The organism is Amorphoplanes digitatis, assembly GCF_014205335.1.
In the GTDB taxonomy this organism is placed as follows: Bacteria; Actinomycetota; Actinomycetes; order Mycobacteriales; family Micromonosporaceae; genus Actinoplanes; species Actinoplanes digitatus.
The window spans coordinates 4,247,295-4,265,478 of record NZ_JACHNH010000001.1; the positions used below are offsets into that span (position 1 = coordinate 4,247,295).

Sequence of the window (18,184 nt, forward strand, 5' to 3'; positions counted from 1 at the left end):
ATGGCATTGCACGCCAGGGCGCTGCGCCGGCTGCGGCGGATGCGGAGCGTGCGGCAGGTGGTGGTCCGGCTCGACTCGCCGGCCCGCGCCATCAGCCGGGCGATGCGGCGCGGTCCGGCGGTGACCGCGCGCTACGCGGCGGTGCTGGACGGGCGCACGCTCAACGTGGAGTTCCCGGTGCCGGGACGGGCCGCGGACGTCAGCTCCGCGGCCCTGCGCGTCGTGCGCGGCAGCACCGTCCGCTCCGTACCGGCGCGGGTCCGCTCGGGTACCGACGGCGCCTGCTCCCTGGCCGCGACCGTGCTGCTGGCCGAGGGCCCGGACGGGCTGGACCTGCGGCCCGGATCGCCGTGGCTGCTCGAGGCGGTCGTGCACACCGCCGCCGGCACGACGTCGTACGCCGTGCTGACCGGCGAGCAGGACACGCCGGAGGCGGGCCCGACGCTCGCCGCCCCGCCCGACGCCGTCACCGGACGCCGGTACCAGGTCCGCACCACCCGCTCGGGCCGGCTGTGCCTGGCCGTGCTCGCCCCGGAGCCGACCGCCGAGGTCGCCGTGATCGACGTCGACTGGCTGGGCGCCGGCCTGCGCGTGCGGCTGCTCGGCTGCGACGGCCCGGTCTCCGCCGTGGAGTTCACCGCGCGTACCGGCGAGGGCCGGGTGCGTGCCGCCGCCGTCGCGACCCGCGACGGCGCGAAGTGCGACCTCCCGCTGCGCGACCTGGCCCGCACCGGTGGCGCCAAGGAGACCTTCTTCGACGTGCACCTGCGTGCCGGCAAGCGCCGGCTGCGGGCCGGCCGTTACCTGCACGACGTGGTGAACCCCAAGCCCGTGCTGGTGCCGCCGGCCGGGATCGTCTGGGTCGCACCGGGCCTGTCGGTGAGCGTGCGCCCGTACTACACCCCGGCCGGCAACCTCACCCTTGCCTGCCGCCCCATCGGTCTTCTCACCTCGAACGGCGAATCATGAAAATCACCTTCCTGCTCACCTGGGGCGACGCGATGGGCGGCACCGAGCGTGCCGTGCTGCGCCAGGCGAACTGGCTCGCCGCGCGGCACGACGTCGAGGTGCTCAGCGTGTTCCGCACCCGGGACACCCCGGCGTTCGCGGTCGACCCGCGGGTGCGGATGACCTACCTGGTGGACACCCGTGAGTCCCTGCACCGCCCGGCCGGGCGGGAGCTGAGCGACGAGGTCTGCCGGGTCCTGTCCGCGACGCCGAGCGAGCTCGTGCGCCCGGAGTGGGAGCAGGCGTTCACCCGGCTCGCCGACCTCGAGCTGGAGCGGGTGCTGCGCGAGTGCACCTCGGACATCGTGGTGTCCACCACCCCGGCGCTGATGGCCGTGATGACCGAGCTGGTGCCGCGCCGGGTCGTCACCGTGCACCAGGAGCACCGGGTCGCCGAGCTGCGCGGCTCCTCGGGCAACCCGCTGAAGCTCTTCTCCGCGCGGCTCGACGCGGTCGTGCTGCTCTCCGAGCCGACCCGCAACTGGTTCGCGTCCCTGTTCGGCGCGGCCGCGCCGCGCCTGGCGATCATCCCCAACTCGATCGACGACGGGTACCGGCCCCGCTCCAGCCGCACCAACCCGACGATCGTGATGGCGGGCCGGCTGACCGGCGAGAAGCAGTTCGGGCACGCCATCACCGCCTTCGCGCAGCTCGCCGCCGACCACCCGGACTGGTGCCTGCGCATCTTCGGCGACGGTGCCCGCCGCGAGCTGGAGAACCAGATCGTCGGGCTCGGCCTCGGCGAGCAGGTGCAGCTCATGGGCTCCACCACCACCATCGACAACGAATGGGCCAAGGCCGCGATCGCGATGGTCACCTCGCGGGTGGAGTCGTTCGGCCTGACGATCGTCGAGGCGATGGCGGCCGCGGTGCCGGTCGTCTCGTACGACTGCCCGAACGGACCGCGGGAGATCATCGAGTCGGAGAAGACCGGCCTGCTCGTCGCGCCGAACAACACCGACGCCCTGGCCGCCGCGCTCCGCCGGCTCATCGAGGACGAGGAGCTGCGGCACGGCATGGGCGAGCGGGCCGCCACGGCGGTCGAGCGCTTCGCGCCGGACGTGGTGATGGCCCGGTGGGAGGAGCTGTACGCCGAGCTGCTCACCGGCCGGGAGAACCCCAACTGGGCGGAACGGCGCACCTTCGCCCTCGCGCTGCACCAGGCGCAGAGCACCGACGCGGGCGTGGTGACCGAGGAGTCCGCCGAGGAGTTCGCCGCGCCGGACGTCGCCGCCTGGACCGCCGCGACCCAGGAACTGCACCCGGATCTGGTGTGGAGCCGCGGCCAGCTGACCAGGATCCGCGACGACATGGCCCCGTACGAGACCGCGCGGGCCAACCTCGATCTCACCGTCGCCGCGCTCGAGGCCGCGGAGATCGACTACTTCCTGGTACGCCAGGACACGCCGACCTACCGGGTCGCCGTCCGCGAGGAGCGGCGGGAGGCGGCGCTGGCCGCGATCGCCCGCACCACGCACGACCGCCCCGCCTACGTCGAGGGCTTCGACGTGCGCCACCGCACCCTGGGCAACTGGCCGGCGGCGCTGAGCGACACCGTCGAGCAGCTGCGCACCGCCGCCTCCGTCCGGATCTTCGAGCCGGTGATCACCACCAGCCACACCATGCGGATCGGCGCCATCTACGGATGCGAGCTGGAGTTCTGGACGCCGTCCGAGGACGGCACCGAGCTGGCCGGGCCGGCGCCGACGCTGGCCGGCAACCCGCTGGCCGCGTCCTCGCTGACGCCCGCGCACATCACGATCGCCGACCGGACGTACCGGACGGTCGAGCCGTTCACCCGCCGGCTCGTCAGCGACCTCACGTTCGGGGTCGACGCCGTGTACACCTGGGTGGACGGCGACGACCCGGCGTGGCTGGAGCGCAAGCGGGCCGCGCTCGGCGAAGGCTACACCGGCGGCGGGGCCGACCAGGGCCGGGCGCGTTTCCAGAGCCGCGACGAGCTGCGCTACTCGCTGCGCTCCATCGACCTCTTCGCGCCGTGGATCGACAAGATCTGGATCGTCACGGACCGGCAGGTACCCGACTGGCTCGACGTCGACCACCCCCGGATCAGGATCGTCGACCACCGCGAGATCTTCGCCGAGCCGGCACACCTGCCGACGTTCAACTCGCACGCCATCGAGACCCAGCTGCACCACATCGAGGGCCTGTCCGAGCAGTTCCTCTACCTCAACGACGACGTGTTCTTCGGCCGGCTGCTCGGCCCGAACGCGTTCTTCAACGCCGGCGGCCTGCCGCGCACGTTCGCCAGCCGGACCCAGATCCCGCTGTCGCCGACCGGCGACGACGAGGCGTTCGCGGTGGCCGCCCGCAACAACCGGGCGCTGCTCGAGCAGGCGTACGGGCGCACCCTCATGCACGGCTTCCTGCACACCCCGCACGCGCACCGGCGCAGCACCCTCGCCGCCATCGAGGCGGAGTTCCCGGACTCGGTGCGGCAGACCGCGGGCAACCGCACCCGCTCCGCGACGGACGTCTCCATGCTCTCGTCGCTGGCGCACCACTACGGGCTGATCACCGGGCGGGCCGTCGAGGGCGGCATCCGCTGCGGCTTCGTCAACGTCGGCCTCGAGGAGCAGCACCCCCGGCTCCGGGCGCTGTTGCAGCGCCGCAACCAGGACGTGTTCTGCCTCAACGACTACCACGACGGCGACGTGCCGCAGGAGGACCAGGAACGGATCATCGAGGCCTTCCTGACGGCGTACTTCCCGATCCCCAGCCGGTTCGAGAAGGGCAGCGAGCGCAACCGCCTCACGCCGTGACGCTCAGTGCGGCGTCGTCCCGGACGACTGCCGCCGGTCGATGATCGAGCGGATCTCCTCGGCCTCCGGCGCGCCGATCTCGGCGTAGCGGCTCCAGGCCTGCGCCCAGTGCCGCCCGGCGGCGTCCGCGTCGCCGAGCGTCTCGGCGACCCGGGCCAGGCCCGCGTGCGCCCGGCCCCACTCGTACCGGTCGCCGATCTCCCGCGCCAGGGCGAGCGCCGCCAGGTGCTCGTCCCGGCCGTGCTTCGGCTGCCCGGTCGTGGTGAGGACCTCGCCGAGGCTGTTGGTGGCGCGGGTCTCACCGGCCCGCTCGCCGAGCTGCCGGAAGATCTCCAGCGCCTCGCGCAGGAAGACGGTGTCGTGGGTGCTCGCGCCCAGGCCGTCGAGCGCCAGCGCCGTGCCGGCGCGTTCATTGGTACGCCGGAAGATCTCCAGCGCCGCGCGGTGGCAGCGCACGGCCCGCCGGACGTCGCGCTGGCGCCGCGCCACGTCGCCGAGGCTGACCAGCGCGTACCCCTCGCCGACCGGATCGCCGATGCGGCGGCAGATCCGGACCGCCTCGCTCAGGTAGGCCGCCGCCTGCTCGTCGCGCCCCTGACGCCGGTACACCTGGCCCAGGTTGCCGAGCGCCCGGGCCTCCGCGGCCCGGTCGCCGGTGAGCCGGCACAGCGCCAGCGCCTCCTGCAGCCGTTCGGCGGCCTCGTCGTAGCGGCCCCGCCACTGGTCGACGTGGCCGAGGTTGCCCAGCGCCCGCGCCTCGGCCGCGTGGTCGCCGCAGGACCGGGCCAGCTCGACCGCGCGCCGCAGCAGCCCGTCCGCCTGCTCGTAGTGGCCCTGCTGCACGTCCATGACCGCCACGTTGGTCAGCAGCTGCGCCTCGGCGGCGAGGTCGCCGCTGAGCCGCGCGGCCCGCACCGCGTGCTCGTGCATGGCGACCGCCTCGGGGTAGTGGCCGCCGCTCTCCAGGTAGCGCAGCAGGGCGAGGGTGAGCCGGACGGCGTGCCCGGGCCGGCCGTGGGTCGCCGCGTGCGCGACGAGGGCCACCAGGCCGGCGCGCTCGCGGTCCAGCCAGGACTGTGCGCCCGCGCCGTCGCCGACCGGCGGCACCGGCGACTCCGGCCGATCGACCCGGGCCCGGCGGTGCTGCTCGGCCGGGTAGAGCGTGTCCATCGCCTCGGCCGCGGTGAACAGCGTCGCGTCGAAGAGCCGGTCGAGGGCGGCCGCCCCGTCGCCGTCACCGATCTCGGCATTCAGGTTCACCGCGTACGCCCGCAGCAGGTCGTGCAGCGTGAACCGGTCGGCGGCGGCCTGCTGGACCAGGTGTGCGCGGGCCAGCACCTCCAGCAGGTCGCCGGCCTCGGCGACGCCGGTGCCCAGCAGCGCGGCGGCCGAGTAGCCCGCGATGTCCGGACCGGGTGTCAGGCCGAGCAGCCGGAAGGCGCGCGCGGCCGCCGGCGAGAGCTGCCGGTACGACCAGGAGAAGACGGCGCGGACCCCGGTCTGCGGGTCACCGCCGGCGTTGAGCAGCTCCAGCCGGCGGCCCTCGTCGGCGAGCTCGGCAACCAGGTCCCGCAGCGGCACCCCGGGCCGCCCCGCCGCCAGCTCCGCGGCGACCCGCAGCGCCAGCGGCAGCCGGGCGCACCGGCCGATCAGGTCGTCGGCGGCCGCCGGGTCGTCACGCACCCGGTCGCCGATCAGCCGGGTGATCAGGATCAGCGCCTCGTCGCGGGGCAGCAGCGGGACGACGAGCCGGCCCGCGCCGTGCCGGGCGACCAGGCCCGGCAGGGTGTCCCGGCTGGTGATCACCACCGCGCAGCTCGCCGTGCCGGGCAGCAACGGCCGCAGCTGGTCGACCGACGCGGCGTTGTCCAGCACGACGAGCATCCGGCGGCCGTCCAGCAGGCTCCGGTACGCGGCGGCCCGCTCGTCCCGCGCCGCCGGGATGTCGCCGCTGGCCATGCCCAGCGCGCGCAGGAACCCGGCGAGCGCGTCCTCCGGCGTCATCGGCTGCTCGGTGTCGTAGCCGCGCAGGTTCACGTACAGCTGGCCGTCGGGGAACCGGGGGCGGGCCCGGTGCGCCCACCGCACCGCCAGCGCCGTCTTGCCGACGCCCGCCATGCCCGAGACCGCCGAGATGACCACGGCCGTGAGCTGCTCGTCGTCCTCGGTGACGAGCAGGTCGAGGGCGGCGAGCTCCTCCTCGCGCCCGGTGAAGCCCGGCACGTCGGCGGGGAGCTGGGCGGGCGTCGGCCGCGCCGGCGCCGGGGGAGCCGGGCGCGCCGCCGGTGCCGGCGCGGCGTCGGCGTCGCCCGGTTCCCGCAGCAGGTCCGCGTGCGCGGCGGTCAGCGCCGGACCGGGATCGACCCCCAGCTCGTCGGCGAGCCGCCGCCGCGTGTCGTGGAACGTCGCGAACGCCTTCGCCCGGCGGCCGGCCGCGGCGTACGCGCGGATCAGGCGGGCCTGCCCGGCCTCGTCCAGCGGCTGGGCCGCCGCCGCCTCCTCCAGGGCCGGCAGCGCCTCGGACACCGCGCCCAGCGTGATCATGAGTTCGCCGTAGCGGCCGAGCGCGGCACGCCGCTCCTCGGCCAGGGCGACGACCTTCGGATGCCCGGCGAGCAGCGGCACGTCCATCAGCGGCGCGCCGTGCCACTGCCCCAGCGCCTCGGCGAACAGCTCGGCCGCGGCCCGCGGGTCCCCGTTCTGCCGGGCCGTCGCGGCCTCGGCGAGCAGCTGCCGGAAGCGCAGGAGGTCCAGGTTGTCGGCCGAGACCCGCAGGGCGTACCCGTCGCCGACGCGGGGCAGGCGGGCGCTGTGCGAGCGGGAGGTCCGCCCGGGCTCCAGCATCCGGCGCAGGTGCTTGACGTGGGTCTGAATGATGTTGGCCGCGCTCTGCGGTGGACGGTCGGCCCAGAGCGCGTCGATGAGTTCGGCCTGGCTCAGCGGCTGCCCGCCGGCCATGGCGAGCAGGCCGAGCACCGCGCGCCGGCCGGCCGGGGCCAGCTCGACCGGTACGTCGCCGAGCCAGGCGCGGACGGGACCCAGCACCTGAATCCGCACGCTCTCACCCCCGGGCAAGGCGGTGAAGGTGGGTCGTCCAGTCACCGTCCAGTCAGGATCCAGTAGGGCGGTCCACCCTGCTCAAGGAACCATAGGTCGACCCAATCTGATATCACAAGGACGGGGAGTTCCATAGTGACGCATCGATTCCTGGCGGTCGCGGCCGGCATCGCCGCGGCCCTGCTCACGCCCGCCGTGCCGGCCGCGGCCGTGGACCCGGCGGTCTGCCATGTCGGGTATCAGACGAATGGTGATTCATCGTCGTTCACCGCGAAGATCACCATCACGAACACCGGACCGGCCACCCTGTACGGATGGACGCTGAAGTTCTCGCTGCCGGCCGGGCAGACGTTCCGCCTCGGCTTCGCGGCGGACTTCAAGGTGGATGGACAGGACGTGACCGGCTACAGCCTGAAGTACAACAGCGAGGTGAACCGCGGGGCGTCGGTGCCGGTGGGCTTCTACGCCGCCGGTGACGCCAAGGGGCCGCGGCCCGCCGAGTTCCGGATCAACGGCTACCTCTGCACGACCGGGTGACGTCGCGACGCTCGTCCGTGTGATCGTTCACCACCACGACACCGGGGGGCCGATCGGGTTTTTACACCCGGTCGGCCCCGTTATGTACCCCAAAGAATGGCGCCGTACCCCAACAACCCGCAGTTTCCGCAATCCTCAGCGAACCAGGTGACCGTCGGTACACAGTTGTGAACGCGCTGAGTTCACAAACTGCGCCGCCGGACGACTTTCTCGTCCGCGAAATCAACCGGCCACACGAGAGAGCGCTGAATGAGTGCGGTAACCACGGAAGTGGTGCAGCGACAAACGGGCAAGGCCCGGCTGCAGGATCTGGTGTCCCCCCTGGGCGGCCTGGTCGATCACGTGTTGCAACTTCCGGTCGAGCCGTCGAGCCCGCCGCTGGTGGTGCAGTCGGCCGCCCTCGGCGACGTGTCGACGGTGATGCCCTACCTGTGCGGCCCGGAATGCCTCGGTGACCTCGACGGCACCGGAACCGGCGTGGACCGGGACCGGGCGGAGATCGTCGCGATCGCCGAAGGGCTGGAACGGTACGCGAACTGCGTGTACGACGAACGGCAGTTCCGCCGGGCGACCGCCGACGAGCTCGGCGCCGAGGCGCTCGACCTGGACACCCTGCCGCGCTGCTCGCCGACCGAGCTGGCCGATCCCGACTGCCCGCTCGTCCTGCCCGACCCGGCGGAGCCGATGCGCTGGATCCGCAGCCTGAGCATGCGTACCGGCGAGCCCTGCTGGATCCCCGCCGTGCTGGTGTACATGCACTTCTCCCCGTTCGCCGGTGAGCGCATCACCAACTCCATCTCCACCGGGGCGGCGACCTACTCGGACCCGGCCACGGCGGTCTGCGGCGCGCTCTGCGAGGTGATCGAGCGGGACGCGATCAGCCTCACCTGGCTCCAGCAGCTCGCCCTGCCGCGGATCGAGCTCGACGAGGTCGGCCCGCAGCTGCGGCGCTACCTCGACCTGTACGCCGACCGGGACATGAAGATCGAGCTCTTCGACGCGACCACCGACGTCGGGATCCCCACCGTGTACGGCGTCTCCGTCGCGCCGGACCACCCCAACTGCCGGACGGTGGTCTCCTGCGCGACAAGCCTCGACCCGCAGACCGCGGCCGCGAAGGCGATCTGCGAGACGGTGTCGGTGCGGATCGCGCTGACGGACGAGCGGCCGCCGAGCGATGACGTGCGGACCTTCACCGGCGTGTCGGACGGCGCGGCCTACATGTGCGTGCCGGAGCGGGCGGCGGCGTTCGACTTCCTGCTGAACTCGCCCGCGCGCCGCCGGCTCTCGGAGATGCCGAACCTGTCCACCGGCGATCCCACCGCCGACCTGCGCCTGGTGTGCTCCCGGCTGGCCGACTGCGGAATGGACGCGTACGTCGTGGACCTGACCACCGACGAGGCGCTGCGGGCCGGGATGACCGTGGTGCGGGCCGTCGTTCCCGGGCTCCAGCCGCTGACCTTCCACTACCGCGCCCGCTTCCTCGGCCACCGCCGGCTCTACGAGGCGCCCGCCCGGATGGGCTACCCGACCCGCGCCGAGGCCGAGCTGAACGCCTGGCCGCAGCCGTTCGCCTGATGTCAGGAGCTTGTATGTACCACCTGATCGTCACCCCCGTCGGCCCGTTCGGGTACGCGGTCGCCGAGCGCCTGCGCGACCTGTGCCACGACATCGAGGTCGCCGGTGCCCCCGCCGGATCCGTCGCGCCGCCGCCGGTGCCGGACCCGGAGCGCCCGTCCGGGCCGCGGCTGAACCTGCTCGTGGCCTGGCGGCGGGTGCCGCTGATGGAGCGGGAGTTCGACGAGGAGTCGTTCCGGTCCGGCCAGCCGTGGCTGCCGGTCGTCCTGGACCATCCGGTGCTGGAGATAGGCCCGGTGGTGGTGCCCGGAGCCGGCGCCTGCCACGGCTGCTACCTGCGCCGGCGCACCCAGCACGACCCGGCCCGCGCGGTGCGCGCGGCCGTCGAGAACCACTACGACTCCGACGCCGTCGCCGGCCCGGCCGGATACCTGCCCTCGACCGCGCTGTTCGCCGCCGCCGCGGCGGCCGACGTGGTCGACCGGCTGCGGAACTCGCCCGAGGACGAGGCCGGCCGGGTGCGCCAGATCGACGTGCCGACCCAGCAGGTGCGCTCCGGCCGGGTGGTCGGCGTGCACGGCTGCCCGCGGTGCGGCCTGGGCCGCCCCGAGGCCACCCGCTCGTACGAGCGCCTTCCGGAGCTGTTGAGCGGAGTGTGGAAATGATCGGTACCGAGGAGGCCACCCGGCACGAGGGCCGGATGAGCGCCGCGACGATGGCGCACGTCGTCGCCGCCGACCCCCAGTTCCAGGTGCCGGTGCGGCCCTGCCTGGTGCCCGGCCTGGTGCGCGTAGCGCTGGACGACGGAATGGCGTTCGTCGGCAGCGGCAACCGGCAGTCGGCGCTGCGCGGGCGGACCGCGACCACGCTCATACCGCGGCTGCTGCCGGCGCTCGACGGCACCCGCACCGTCGAGGAGCTGGCCGCGCTGCACACCGACGTGAGCGAGCGCACCATCCGCGCCTGCGTGTCCCTGCTGTACATCAGCGGGCTGCTCCAGGACGGCCCGGCCGGCGCGGAGGTCGGGCTGATCCCGAACGAGGTCGTCGGCTACCTGGGCCGGAACCTGGACACGACGCGGGTCAACCGCAACCGCAACGAGGCGTGCGAGCGGCTCGCGCAGGCCCGGGTGCTGATCGCCGGACCCGAGTCCCTCACCGGCCGGCTGCGCGCCGAGCTGACCGCGTCGGGCGTCGACGCACACCCGTGGACCGGTCCGGCCGAGAGCATCGGCGCCGGCGACCTCGTGGTCGCCGTCGACGACGGGGACGCCGCCGCGCTGGCGGAGCTGGACGACGCCTGTCGCCGCGCCGGTGTCGCCTGGCTGCGCACCGCGGCGGGTGAGCGCACGGTCGAGGTGGGCCCGCTGTTCGACGCCCGGCACACCGGCTGCTACGCGTGCTTCGCCGCGGAGCGGCCCGGTCCGGCGGGCGTTCCGTCGCCGGCCCGCGCCGCCGCCTGGGCGGCGCTGATCGGCACCGAGATCGTGCACCTGCTGTCCCGGGTCGGCGTGACCTCGTCGATGTCCGGCGCCGTCGTGTTCGATCTCGGCGACTGGACACAGTCGATGGTCGGCGCCTACCGCCGGCCCGGCTGCCTGCTCTGCCTGCCGACCCGGGCGCCGGCGGACGGCCCGGCCCTGGCGTACGTGTACGAGCAGTCGGTGGCGTTCCCGCCGCACGAATGGCTCAACCCCAAGGACCATCAGGTGCACTACCGGCCGGCGAACGCGGCCCTTCAGCGGTACAACAAGGAGTACCAGGGCGCGCCGCGCGTCGCACTCAACGGCGGGCGGCCGGGAACCGCGCCCGGCCTGACCACCACGGACCTGTCGGCGCTGCTGCTGCGCACCGCCGGACTGCGCGAGGGCGGTCCGGCGGCCGAACCCGGCCAGGTGGACCGGTGGGCGCCGACCGGCGGGAACCTGGGCTCGGTGCAGGCGTACCTGCTCGCGCTCGACGTGGCCGGGCTCGAGCCCGGCTGGTACTTCTACCAGCGCGGCGACCACAGCCTGGCGCGGATCCGCGCCCGGCGCCCGGACGACGGCGAGGCCGCCGCGGTCTGCCCGGAGCTCGCGGGGGAGCGCCCCGCGGCCCTGGTCGTGCTCACCGGCGCGCTCGGCGTGGTCGCGGCGAAGTACCACGACTTCTCCTACCGGCTCCTCTGCCTGGACGCCGGGGTGGCGCTCGCCCAGCTCTCCGCCCTCGCGCCGGGGTACGGCATGTCGGCGCGGATCGCCGACCGGTGGGACGACCTGGCCCTTGCCGCGGCCCTGCGCCTGGAGGACGGCGTCGAACCGGTCACCGCGGTGGTCGCGATCAACCGGAGGAACGACGATGACACAGAGCGTTGAGACACCCGTCGTGCCCGGGCTGCTCGAACGGCTGCTGGCCGACACCCGGCTGGACGCCGCGGCGTCCGCCCGGCCCCGGCACCCGGTGCCGGCGGAGCTGCGCCGGGCGCCGCAGGACGGGCCGCTCACCGAGCTGCCGCCGCCGGCCGCACCGCGCGCGGCCCTGGACGACGTGCTCCTGGAGCGCACCGCGGTCCGCGACTACGCGCAGACCCCGCTGTCCGCGGCGGACCTGTCCGCCGTCCTGTCCGCCGCCGATCGGATGGACGCCGGCGGGTGGCCGGCGGAGCGGGCCGCCGGGGTCGACCTGGAGCTGTACTGCGCGTCCTGGCGGGTCACCGGCGTGGACACCGGGCTGTACCGGTACCTGCCCGGGCGGTCGGCGCTGTGCCGGGTGGCGAGCCTGCCGGACGGTCCGCAGGCCGAGGAGCTCGTCATCCAGCGGGAGTTCGCGCGGGCGGCCGCCCTCGTCGTCATCACCGGCAACCTGGCCGCTGCGCTCGCCCGCAACGGCAGCCACGGCCACCGGCTGCTGCTCACCCGGGCCGGCGCCGCCGGCCACGCCGCGTGGCTCGCCGCGCTGCGCCACGACCTCGTCGGCACGGTCTTCGCGGGCCTTCTGCCGCACGTCCTCCGGGAACGCGCGGCCGCCGACGGATATCACCGGGCCGCGCTGTTCGCGTTCGCCGTCGGTCGCCCACCGGCACGAACCTGACAGCACGCCACCAGTCTGGGGTCCGCGCTCACGACGCGACGGGCCTCGGCCGGTCGGCCCATCGGCCGATCGGAACTGCATGTAAACGACACATCAAAGGAGTGAGTCGCATGCACACAGAACTGACCGGGCCTGAGGCAATCGAGGAACTGGACCTATGGCTCGAGGACGACCTGACGGCTGAACAGCTGCCGACCGTCGTCAGCGCTTCGCTGCTCGGTAGCGGCGGCTGCGGTGGCTGTGGCGGATGCCGCGGATGCCGCGGCTGTGGCGGTGGCTGTGGCGGTTGCCGTGGCTGCCGCGGTTGCCGCGGTTGCCGTGGATGCCGCGGTTGCGGCGGTTGCGGTGGCGGTGGCTGTGGCGGCTGCGGCGGCGGTTGCGGCGGCTGCAAGTAGGGCTGATCAGGGCCGGGGGCGTGCCGAAAGGCGCGTCCCCGGTCCGTCGTACCTCCCCCTGAGGAAAGGAAACGAAGTCGCCGATGTCCGCGGAATCCATGACGGAGGCCGTGCCGGCCTGGCTCGACCAGCCCGTGGAACTGGCGCCGGAGGTCACCCTCGTCGACGGCGCCAACGGCCATTCCATGCTGTTCAACGCCGAGACCGGCATCTACGTGCGGCTGAGCCGGACCGGCGCCCGCGTGGTGCCGCTGCTGGACGGCTCCCGGACCGGCGCGGCGCTGCTGGAGGCCGCGCGCCGCTCGCGCGGCCCGGACGGCGTGCGCGACCGCGCGCCGGCCCTGCTGACCTTCCTCAACGACCTGCGGGCGGCGGGTGTCCTGATGGAGCCGCCCGAGCCGCTGCGCGGCAGCCAGCTGCTGGTGGCCCGGGCCATCGCCATGACGCCGAAGGTGCGGATCCCGGTGCGGCAGCTGAACCGGATGCTGCGGCCGCCGGCCATGGTGCTCGCCCGCTTCCCCCGGACCGCCACCGTCGCCGGGGTGTTGCTCGCCGTCGCCGCGCTGACCGCCGTCGTCCTCGCGATGACGCTGCCGGCGCCGTTCGTCTACACGGGCCCGCCGTGGGTGCTGATCGTCGTCGTGCTGCTGGTCCAGGCCACCGTGCACGAGATGGGCCACGCCACGGTGTGCCTGACCCTGGGCGTGCCGGTGCGCGAGGCCGGCATCAAGCTGCTCTTCCTGCTCATCCCGATGACCTATGTGGACCGCACGGACGCGTACCGGCTCAAGTCGCGCTTCTCACGCTCCGCCGTCGCGCTGGTCGGGCCGCTGATCGACGTGACCGCCATGGGGCTGACGGCCCTGCTGATCATTCTGGACCCGGTGCAGTTCGCCGAACTGCGCTGGCTGCTCGGCTTTCAGCTGTTCCTGATCGTCACCAACCTCAATCCGCTGCTGCCGGTCAGCGACGGGCACCACGCGATGGAGGCGGCCCTCGGCGAGCTGAACCTGCGCGGCCGCGCCTTCACCTACCTGGGACACATCCTGTTCCGGCTACCGCTGCCGGGTGTGCACCAGACGATGTCGGTGACCCGCCGCGGCATGTACCTGGCCTTCGGCGCCATCAGCGGCGGCTACCTGCTCTTCGTGTGCACGATGATCGCCATCAACTACTGGAAGCTGTACGTCATGGCCACCAACTGACCGGGCCCGTCCAGCAGCGCGTCGTGCAGGTCGATCACCATCAGCCCGGCGCGGGTGCCGACCGCGAGGCCCCGGCCGTCCACCCGCGCCAGGTCGGTGACGGGCGCGCCGACGTCGATGCGCCGTACCTGTACGCCGTCGCGCCGCCACAGCCGCAGCGCGCCACCGCCGTCGCCGGTGACCAGGTAGGTGTCGCCGCCGACCGCGACCAGCTCGGTGGCGGCCGCGACGCCGATGTGCGGGCGGAACACCACGACGCCGTCCGGCTCGTGCGGGTCCCAGAGCCGCACCTCGCCGTACCCGTTCGCGGCGATCAGCACGAGGCGCTCGCCGACCGCGCCGACCGCCAGCCGCACCACCTCGGACCCGAAGTTGTTGTGGCTCCTGCCCGTGGTCATCGGCAACGGCCCGCCGATCGGCGCGCCCGTGGCGACGTCCCACGCCGAGACCTGCGGAGTCTCCAGGAACCCGTTCGACTCGTACGCGACGACGAGCCGGCCGCCGTGGCCGCCCAGCGCGATCGGGCCCGGCTGCCCGTTCCCGGCGACGGGGCCGACCGGCCGGCCGTCCCGAAGGTCGAAGACCTCGACGCCGAGTCCGTCGCCCTCGACGCTGTCATCGTGGCCCAGGTGGCCGATGGCGACGACGGGACGGCCGGCGGGCGCGCCGACCGCGTACCGGATCGGGATCGGGTCGCCGCGCCAGTCGGCGCGCCGCAGCCACCGCCAGCGTTGTTCCAGCGCGGGCGGGCGGGCGACGGCGACGCCGGCCTCGTCGGCGACCACGACGGCCGGCGGCCCGCCGCCGGGTACCGGGCAGATCTCGCCGGGCCGGGGAATGCCCATGGCGGGCCGCGGCACGCCGTCGGCCAGCGCGTAGCTCTCCAGCGTCGCGGTGCCGTCGGCGAGCAGCCGCTCGGCCGCGAGGGCGTCGCGGGCCCGGGCCACCCGGAGTACCCGGCCCGTCGCGGCGGTGTCCCCGGCCGGATCGCCGCCGGAGTCGGCGTCCCACACCCGCAGCTTGCCGTCCATCCCGCCGGTGACCACGACGGTCCGCTCGCCGACCCGCGCGACCGCCATGGCGGCGACGGATCCGCCGTCGTTGCGCAGCGTCTGCTGCCGCACCGGGCCGGTACCCACGTCGAAGAGCATGAATCCGGTGGATTCCGTCGCGAGCGCGACGGTGAAACCGTCCGGGGTGTCCCCGGCCGCGACGATCGGCCATCCGTGCTGCTTCCCGAAGCCGGTGGCCCACACGAGTTCACCGTCGCGCAGCCGCCACGCCTTCAGGTCGGTCGCCAGGTCCCAGTCGGTGAACGCGGCCACGATCACCGGTTCGCCGCCGAGGTGCACGAACGCCGCGAACTCCACGTCGTCGCCGCCCCGGTAGGGCCGGCAGGCCCTGGATTCGAGGAGCCGACCGTCCCGCAGGTCGACGACGTCGATGACGAACCTGTCGCCGGCGATCCGGAGGTGCACGACGACCGGGCACCCGTCGAGACTCCCGATCACCTGCCGCGTCGAGTCCGGCCGGAACTCGCTCGCCGGTAGCTCGATCTCGCTCAGGTCGCCGCCGAGGTGCCCGACCGAGACGGCGCCCGAGCTGCCCTGCGTGACGACCAGGGCGCCGACGGCCGCGACCGGCTTTCCGGGCATGACGTGCGTACCCAGGCGGCGTCCTGAGTCGAGGCTCCAGACGCTCGCCTCCATGGTGCGGTTCGACCAGGGCCCGCCGACGATGGCGACGAGCTCGCCGTCGAGCTCCGTGACGGGGAACTTGAACAGGCTCGCGCCCGTCGGCACCGGCGAACCCGCCTCGCCGTTGGTCAGGTCCCAGCACCGCAGTTCGCCGGCCTCGTCGCCGCAGACCGCCGTCGGCCGGCCGTCGCGCTCGACAACGACCACGTCGCGGATCGCGCCCGCGTGCGCGCCGACGACCGAGCCGGCGGCCCGGTTCCACGACGACCACCGCACCGACCAGGGCCGGGCCGGCGCGGGAAGCCGGCGCAGCCCGGCGGCCATCTCGACGGCACCGACCTGGTCGGCCGTCATCTCGAGATACGCCAGCCGCTCCGGCGCCGGCAGCCCGCGCAGCCGGCCGAGGTCGGCGCGGACCAGCGCGTGGATCGCCCCGTTGCCCGAGTCGTACCGCGCGGTCGCCGCCGCGAGGACCTCGGGTTCGACCGCGACCAGGAACGTCGGCTGGCTGATCAACTCCGTCAGCCGCCCCACCCGGCTCGCGTTGATCGCCAGCGCGCGGGTCGCGTACGCGGGGGTGCCCGGCGCCAGCCAGTCGCCGTCGTGCTGCCGGCGGTACCAGTCCACGATGGCGTCGTCGGCCTCGTCGCGGTAGACCGGGTACGTGGTCTCGCCGGCCAGGAACGTCGTGAACGACCGGTGGTAGACGTACCACCGGCCGTCGGCGGTGGCCAGCAGGTACGCCCGCAGCCGCAGCAGCGCGTCGTCCACCCGGGAGCCCGCGAGCCCGGTGATCCCGGCGATCTCCGCGGCGGTGAAGCCCTCCTCCTGCGCCGCCGAGAGCACGCCGAGCACCGGCCGGTACCGCTCCTCCCACGCCTCGTCGGCCCGGGTGAGCTCGCGCGTCAGGAACTCGCGGTACTGCGCGTCCAGCCCCTGCGGAAGGTCGGCGATCTCGCGGTCGCCGAGGTCGGCGAGCGCGTAGTGGACGTAGAGGAAGTTCGCCCCGCCGGAGGCGGCCAGCCGCGCCGCGTCCCGGCCGGCGCGGGCGCCGCCGTACAGCCGCTCGAGCTCGCGCCGGGCGTACGCGGTCACGTCCGCCAGGTCGGTCGAGGAGTCGAAGACGACGTCGGGTTGCCCGAGGCGGCGCTCCACCCGGCCGTCGGGGCGCGAGGTCAGCACGAAGCGCACCTGCTCGGGCAGCTCGCAGTCCGGCCCCGAGATCGCGTCGACGAAGCCGAGCAGGGCGTCGCCGAGGGGCGCCGAGACGGCCTCGTCCAGGCCGTCGAAGACCAGCACGACCGCCGCCGGCAGGGTGTCGGCCGCCAGCATGGCGGCCAGCGGCTTACGGACCCACCGGTCGAAGCCGTCGATCGCGGCGGCTAGACCGTCGCCGAGGTGGACGTGGACGCTCACGCCCGACACGCTCGCGTAGGCGCCGACCGACCCGCCCACCTCGACCGCCCCCGAGACCTCCGGCAGCGCCGGCTCCTGTTCCGCCGCGTCCCGCAGCGCCGCGCCGAAGCCGTCGACGTGCCGGGCGAGGTGATCGACCATCCGCTCGACAACCCGGCCGGCGGTGAGCGTGCTGTCCCTGCGCGCCTGGAAGAAGTGCCACGCGCCGAGCACCGGGTCCGCGGCCGGATCCCGGTGCCAGTCGGTGATCAGCCGGCCGCAGAACAGGGACTTCCCGGTGCCCGGCAGGCCCATGACCACGAGCCGGCGGCCGCCCGAGGCCAACCAGGTGCCGACCGTGCGGAAGATCCCCTCGCGGCCCACGAACTCCGGCAGGCCCCGGACGACCTCCTCCGGGAGGTCCGGCGCCGCGTCCCCGTCGCGCATCAGGACCGGTCTCGCCGCTCGCCGTCGTCCGCGCCCCGGCCCAGCCGCACGCCCGCCACGTCGCCGCCGGCGCCCACGTCACCCACGCTGACCACGCCGTCTATCCCGCCGGGCGGCACCACCTCTGCGATCACGCCGCTGACCCGCCCGTCGACGGTTCTGCCGTCCACGAAGCCGCGTACCCCCGCGGCCCGCTCGCCGGGCTCCCCGGCCTCCGCGTCGCCGCCCTGCCGGTCGAGGAGATGACCGGCGAGCGCGACGGTCAGCAACGCGACGCCGACGCCGGACCAGAGCAGCACCGTGAGCAGGCTCGGATGCTCCACGGCCGACAGTTCCGCCGCCGCCCCGAGCGCCGCGGCCAGCCCGCCGGCCAGCGACAGCCGGCGCACCCGCCGGCGCCGCAGCTCTCCGACGATCGCACGTCGCGTCCCGGCAGCACGCCCCACGCAGACCTCCATCGACCGATCTGGCGCTCCGAGCCTACCCACGACTACGGCGCTTCGGGCCCCTCGTAAACGCTGTCGCTGCCCCAGTCTCTACTTGGCTGTCGTTGCCGGAGTTCTGTCCCGCCATTCGGATCATCTCGACCCATCGGCGGATGATCGCGACGCCGGCGACCGCCGCATCGACTGCCGCGTCAAGCGCGGCCGGCAAGCTTCCCGATGGATCCGAGCAAAGGCGGTGACAGGTCTCTTCGAGTCGGTGATGCAGCCATGCGCTATCCGACCAGTCAGCGTCGGCACTTATCTGCTCACGCCACCGTTCGTGCGCGTCGGCCAGCCGACGGTGCGTCGCCCGCCAGTCCTGAATCGAGTGCGACCGCTGCTCGCGCCGTCGATCGAAGTACTCGTACTTGCTCACGAAGTCTTTGAAGGGTTTCCCCAGTTGGCCCGCCAGCGTCGCCATGGTTTCGGGAACGCCGTAGATGTCCGTCCCGGCCCACAAACCCGGCCTGCTGCCGCCGCCGAAGGATGTCCAGCAGTGAATCCGGCTCGGCCACGCGTCTCTCACCTC

General features: G+C 74.1%; 13 protein-coding genes. 8 read left to right on the forward strand and 5 right to left on the reverse strand.

From position 1 onward, the window contains the following. Together BJ971_RS18470 and BJ971_RS18475 are read left to right on the forward strand one after the other, a co-directional pair. Window positions 1–969: a hypothetical protein gene (locus BJ971_RS18470; protein ID WP_184994490.1), complete on the forward strand. Its 969-nt coding sequence runs from the start codon at window positions 1–3 to the stop codon at window positions 967–969. Continuing rightward, window positions 966–3,791, forward strand: coding sequence for a stealth family protein (locus BJ971_RS18475; protein WP_184994491.1), 2,826 nt, complete (start codon window positions 966–968; stop codon window positions 3,789–3,791). The genes BJ971_RS18470 and BJ971_RS18475 overlap by 4 nt, the downstream gene beginning before the upstream one ends. 3 nt (window positions 3,792–3,794) lie before the next feature. Here BJ971_RS18475 and BJ971_RS18480 read toward each other — a convergent pair whose 3' ends face one another. After that, window positions 3,795–6,848: an AfsR/SARP family transcriptional regulator gene (locus BJ971_RS18480; RefSeq protein WP_184994492.1), complete on the reverse strand. Its 3,054-nt coding sequence runs from the start codon at window positions 6,846–6,848 to the stop codon at window positions 3,795–3,797. Window positions 6,849–6,983: 135 nt separating this feature from the next. Between BJ971_RS18480 and BJ971_RS18485 the strand changes: the two genes are divergently transcribed. The 5 genes from BJ971_RS18485 (at window position 6,984) to BJ971_RS18505 (ending at window position 12,031) form a co-directional block, all read left to right on the forward strand. After that, window positions 6,984–7,385, forward strand: coding sequence for a cellulose binding domain-containing protein (locus tag BJ971_RS18485; RefSeq protein ID WP_184994493.1), 402 nt, complete (start codon window positions 6,984–6,986; stop codon window positions 7,383–7,385). Window positions 7,386–7,634: 249 nt separating this feature from the next. Further along, window positions 7,635–8,963, forward strand: coding sequence for a YcaO-like family protein (locus tag BJ971_RS18490; protein WP_184994494.1), 1,329 nt, complete (start codon window positions 7,635–7,637; stop codon window positions 8,961–8,963). A 14-nt stretch (window positions 8,964–8,977) separates the two neighbouring features. Beyond that, entirely contained in the window at window positions 8,978–9,628 is a 651-nt protein-coding gene (locus tag BJ971_RS18495) for a TOMM precursor leader peptide-binding protein (protein ID WP_184994495.1), read from the forward strand. After that, window positions 9,625–11,316: a nitroreductase family protein gene (locus BJ971_RS18500; protein WP_184994496.1), complete on the forward strand. Its 1,692-nt coding sequence runs from the start codon at window positions 9,625–9,627 to the stop codon at window positions 11,314–11,316. Before BJ971_RS18495 ends, BJ971_RS18500 begins: the two co-directional genes overlap by 4 nt. Next, the gene (locus BJ971_RS18505; protein ID WP_184994497.1) at window positions 11,300–12,031 is read left to right on the forward strand and encodes a nitroreductase family protein; all 732 of its coding nucleotides are present in this window, start codon (window positions 11,300–11,302) and stop codon (window positions 12,029–12,031) included. Before BJ971_RS18500 ends, BJ971_RS18505 begins: the two co-directional genes overlap by 17 nt. A gap of 201 nt (window positions 12,032–12,232) precedes the next feature. On the opposite strand, the gene BJ971_RS18510 is transcribed toward BJ971_RS18505, so the two are convergent. Continuing rightward, window positions 12,233–12,526 carry a hypothetical protein gene (locus BJ971_RS18510; RefSeq protein ID WP_184994498.1) on the reverse strand — a complete coding sequence of 98 codons (294 nt, stop codon included), beginning with the start codon at window positions 12,524–12,526 and terminating at the stop codon, window positions 12,233–12,235. On the opposite strand from BJ971_RS18510, the gene BJ971_RS18515 reads away from it, so the two are divergent. After that, window positions 12,510–13,631 carry a PqqD family protein gene (locus tag BJ971_RS18515; RefSeq protein ID WP_184994499.1) on the forward strand — a complete coding sequence of 374 codons (1,122 nt, stop codon included), beginning with the start codon at window positions 12,510–12,512 and terminating at the stop codon, window positions 13,629–13,631. The two genes, BJ971_RS18510 and BJ971_RS18515, sit on opposite strands and share 17 nt — an antisense overlap. Here BJ971_RS18515 and BJ971_RS18520 read toward each other — a convergent pair. The 3 genes from BJ971_RS18520 to BJ971_RS18530 are packed head-to-tail and all read right to left on the reverse strand — an operon-like array spanning window position 13,598 to window position 18,181. Further along, window positions 13,598–17,170 carry a hypothetical protein gene (locus tag BJ971_RS18520; protein WP_184994500.1) on the reverse strand — a complete coding sequence of 1,191 codons (3,573 nt, stop codon included), beginning with the start codon at window positions 17,168–17,170 and terminating at the stop codon, window positions 13,598–13,600. The genes BJ971_RS18515 and BJ971_RS18520 overlap by 34 nt on opposite strands. Beyond that, window positions 17,170–17,616, reverse strand: a complete 447-nt coding sequence (locus BJ971_RS18525) for a hypothetical protein (RefSeq protein ID WP_184994501.1) — start codon at window positions 17,614–17,616, stop codon at window positions 17,170–17,172. Before BJ971_RS18525 ends, BJ971_RS18520 begins: the two co-directional genes overlap by 1 nt. Window positions 17,617–17,650: 34 nt before the next feature. Further along, a complete protein-coding gene (locus BJ971_RS18530; RefSeq protein WP_184994502.1) occupies window positions 17,651–18,181 on the reverse strand; it encodes a hypothetical protein in 531 nt (176 codons plus the stop codon). Window positions 18,182–18,184 lie beyond the last annotated feature (3 nt).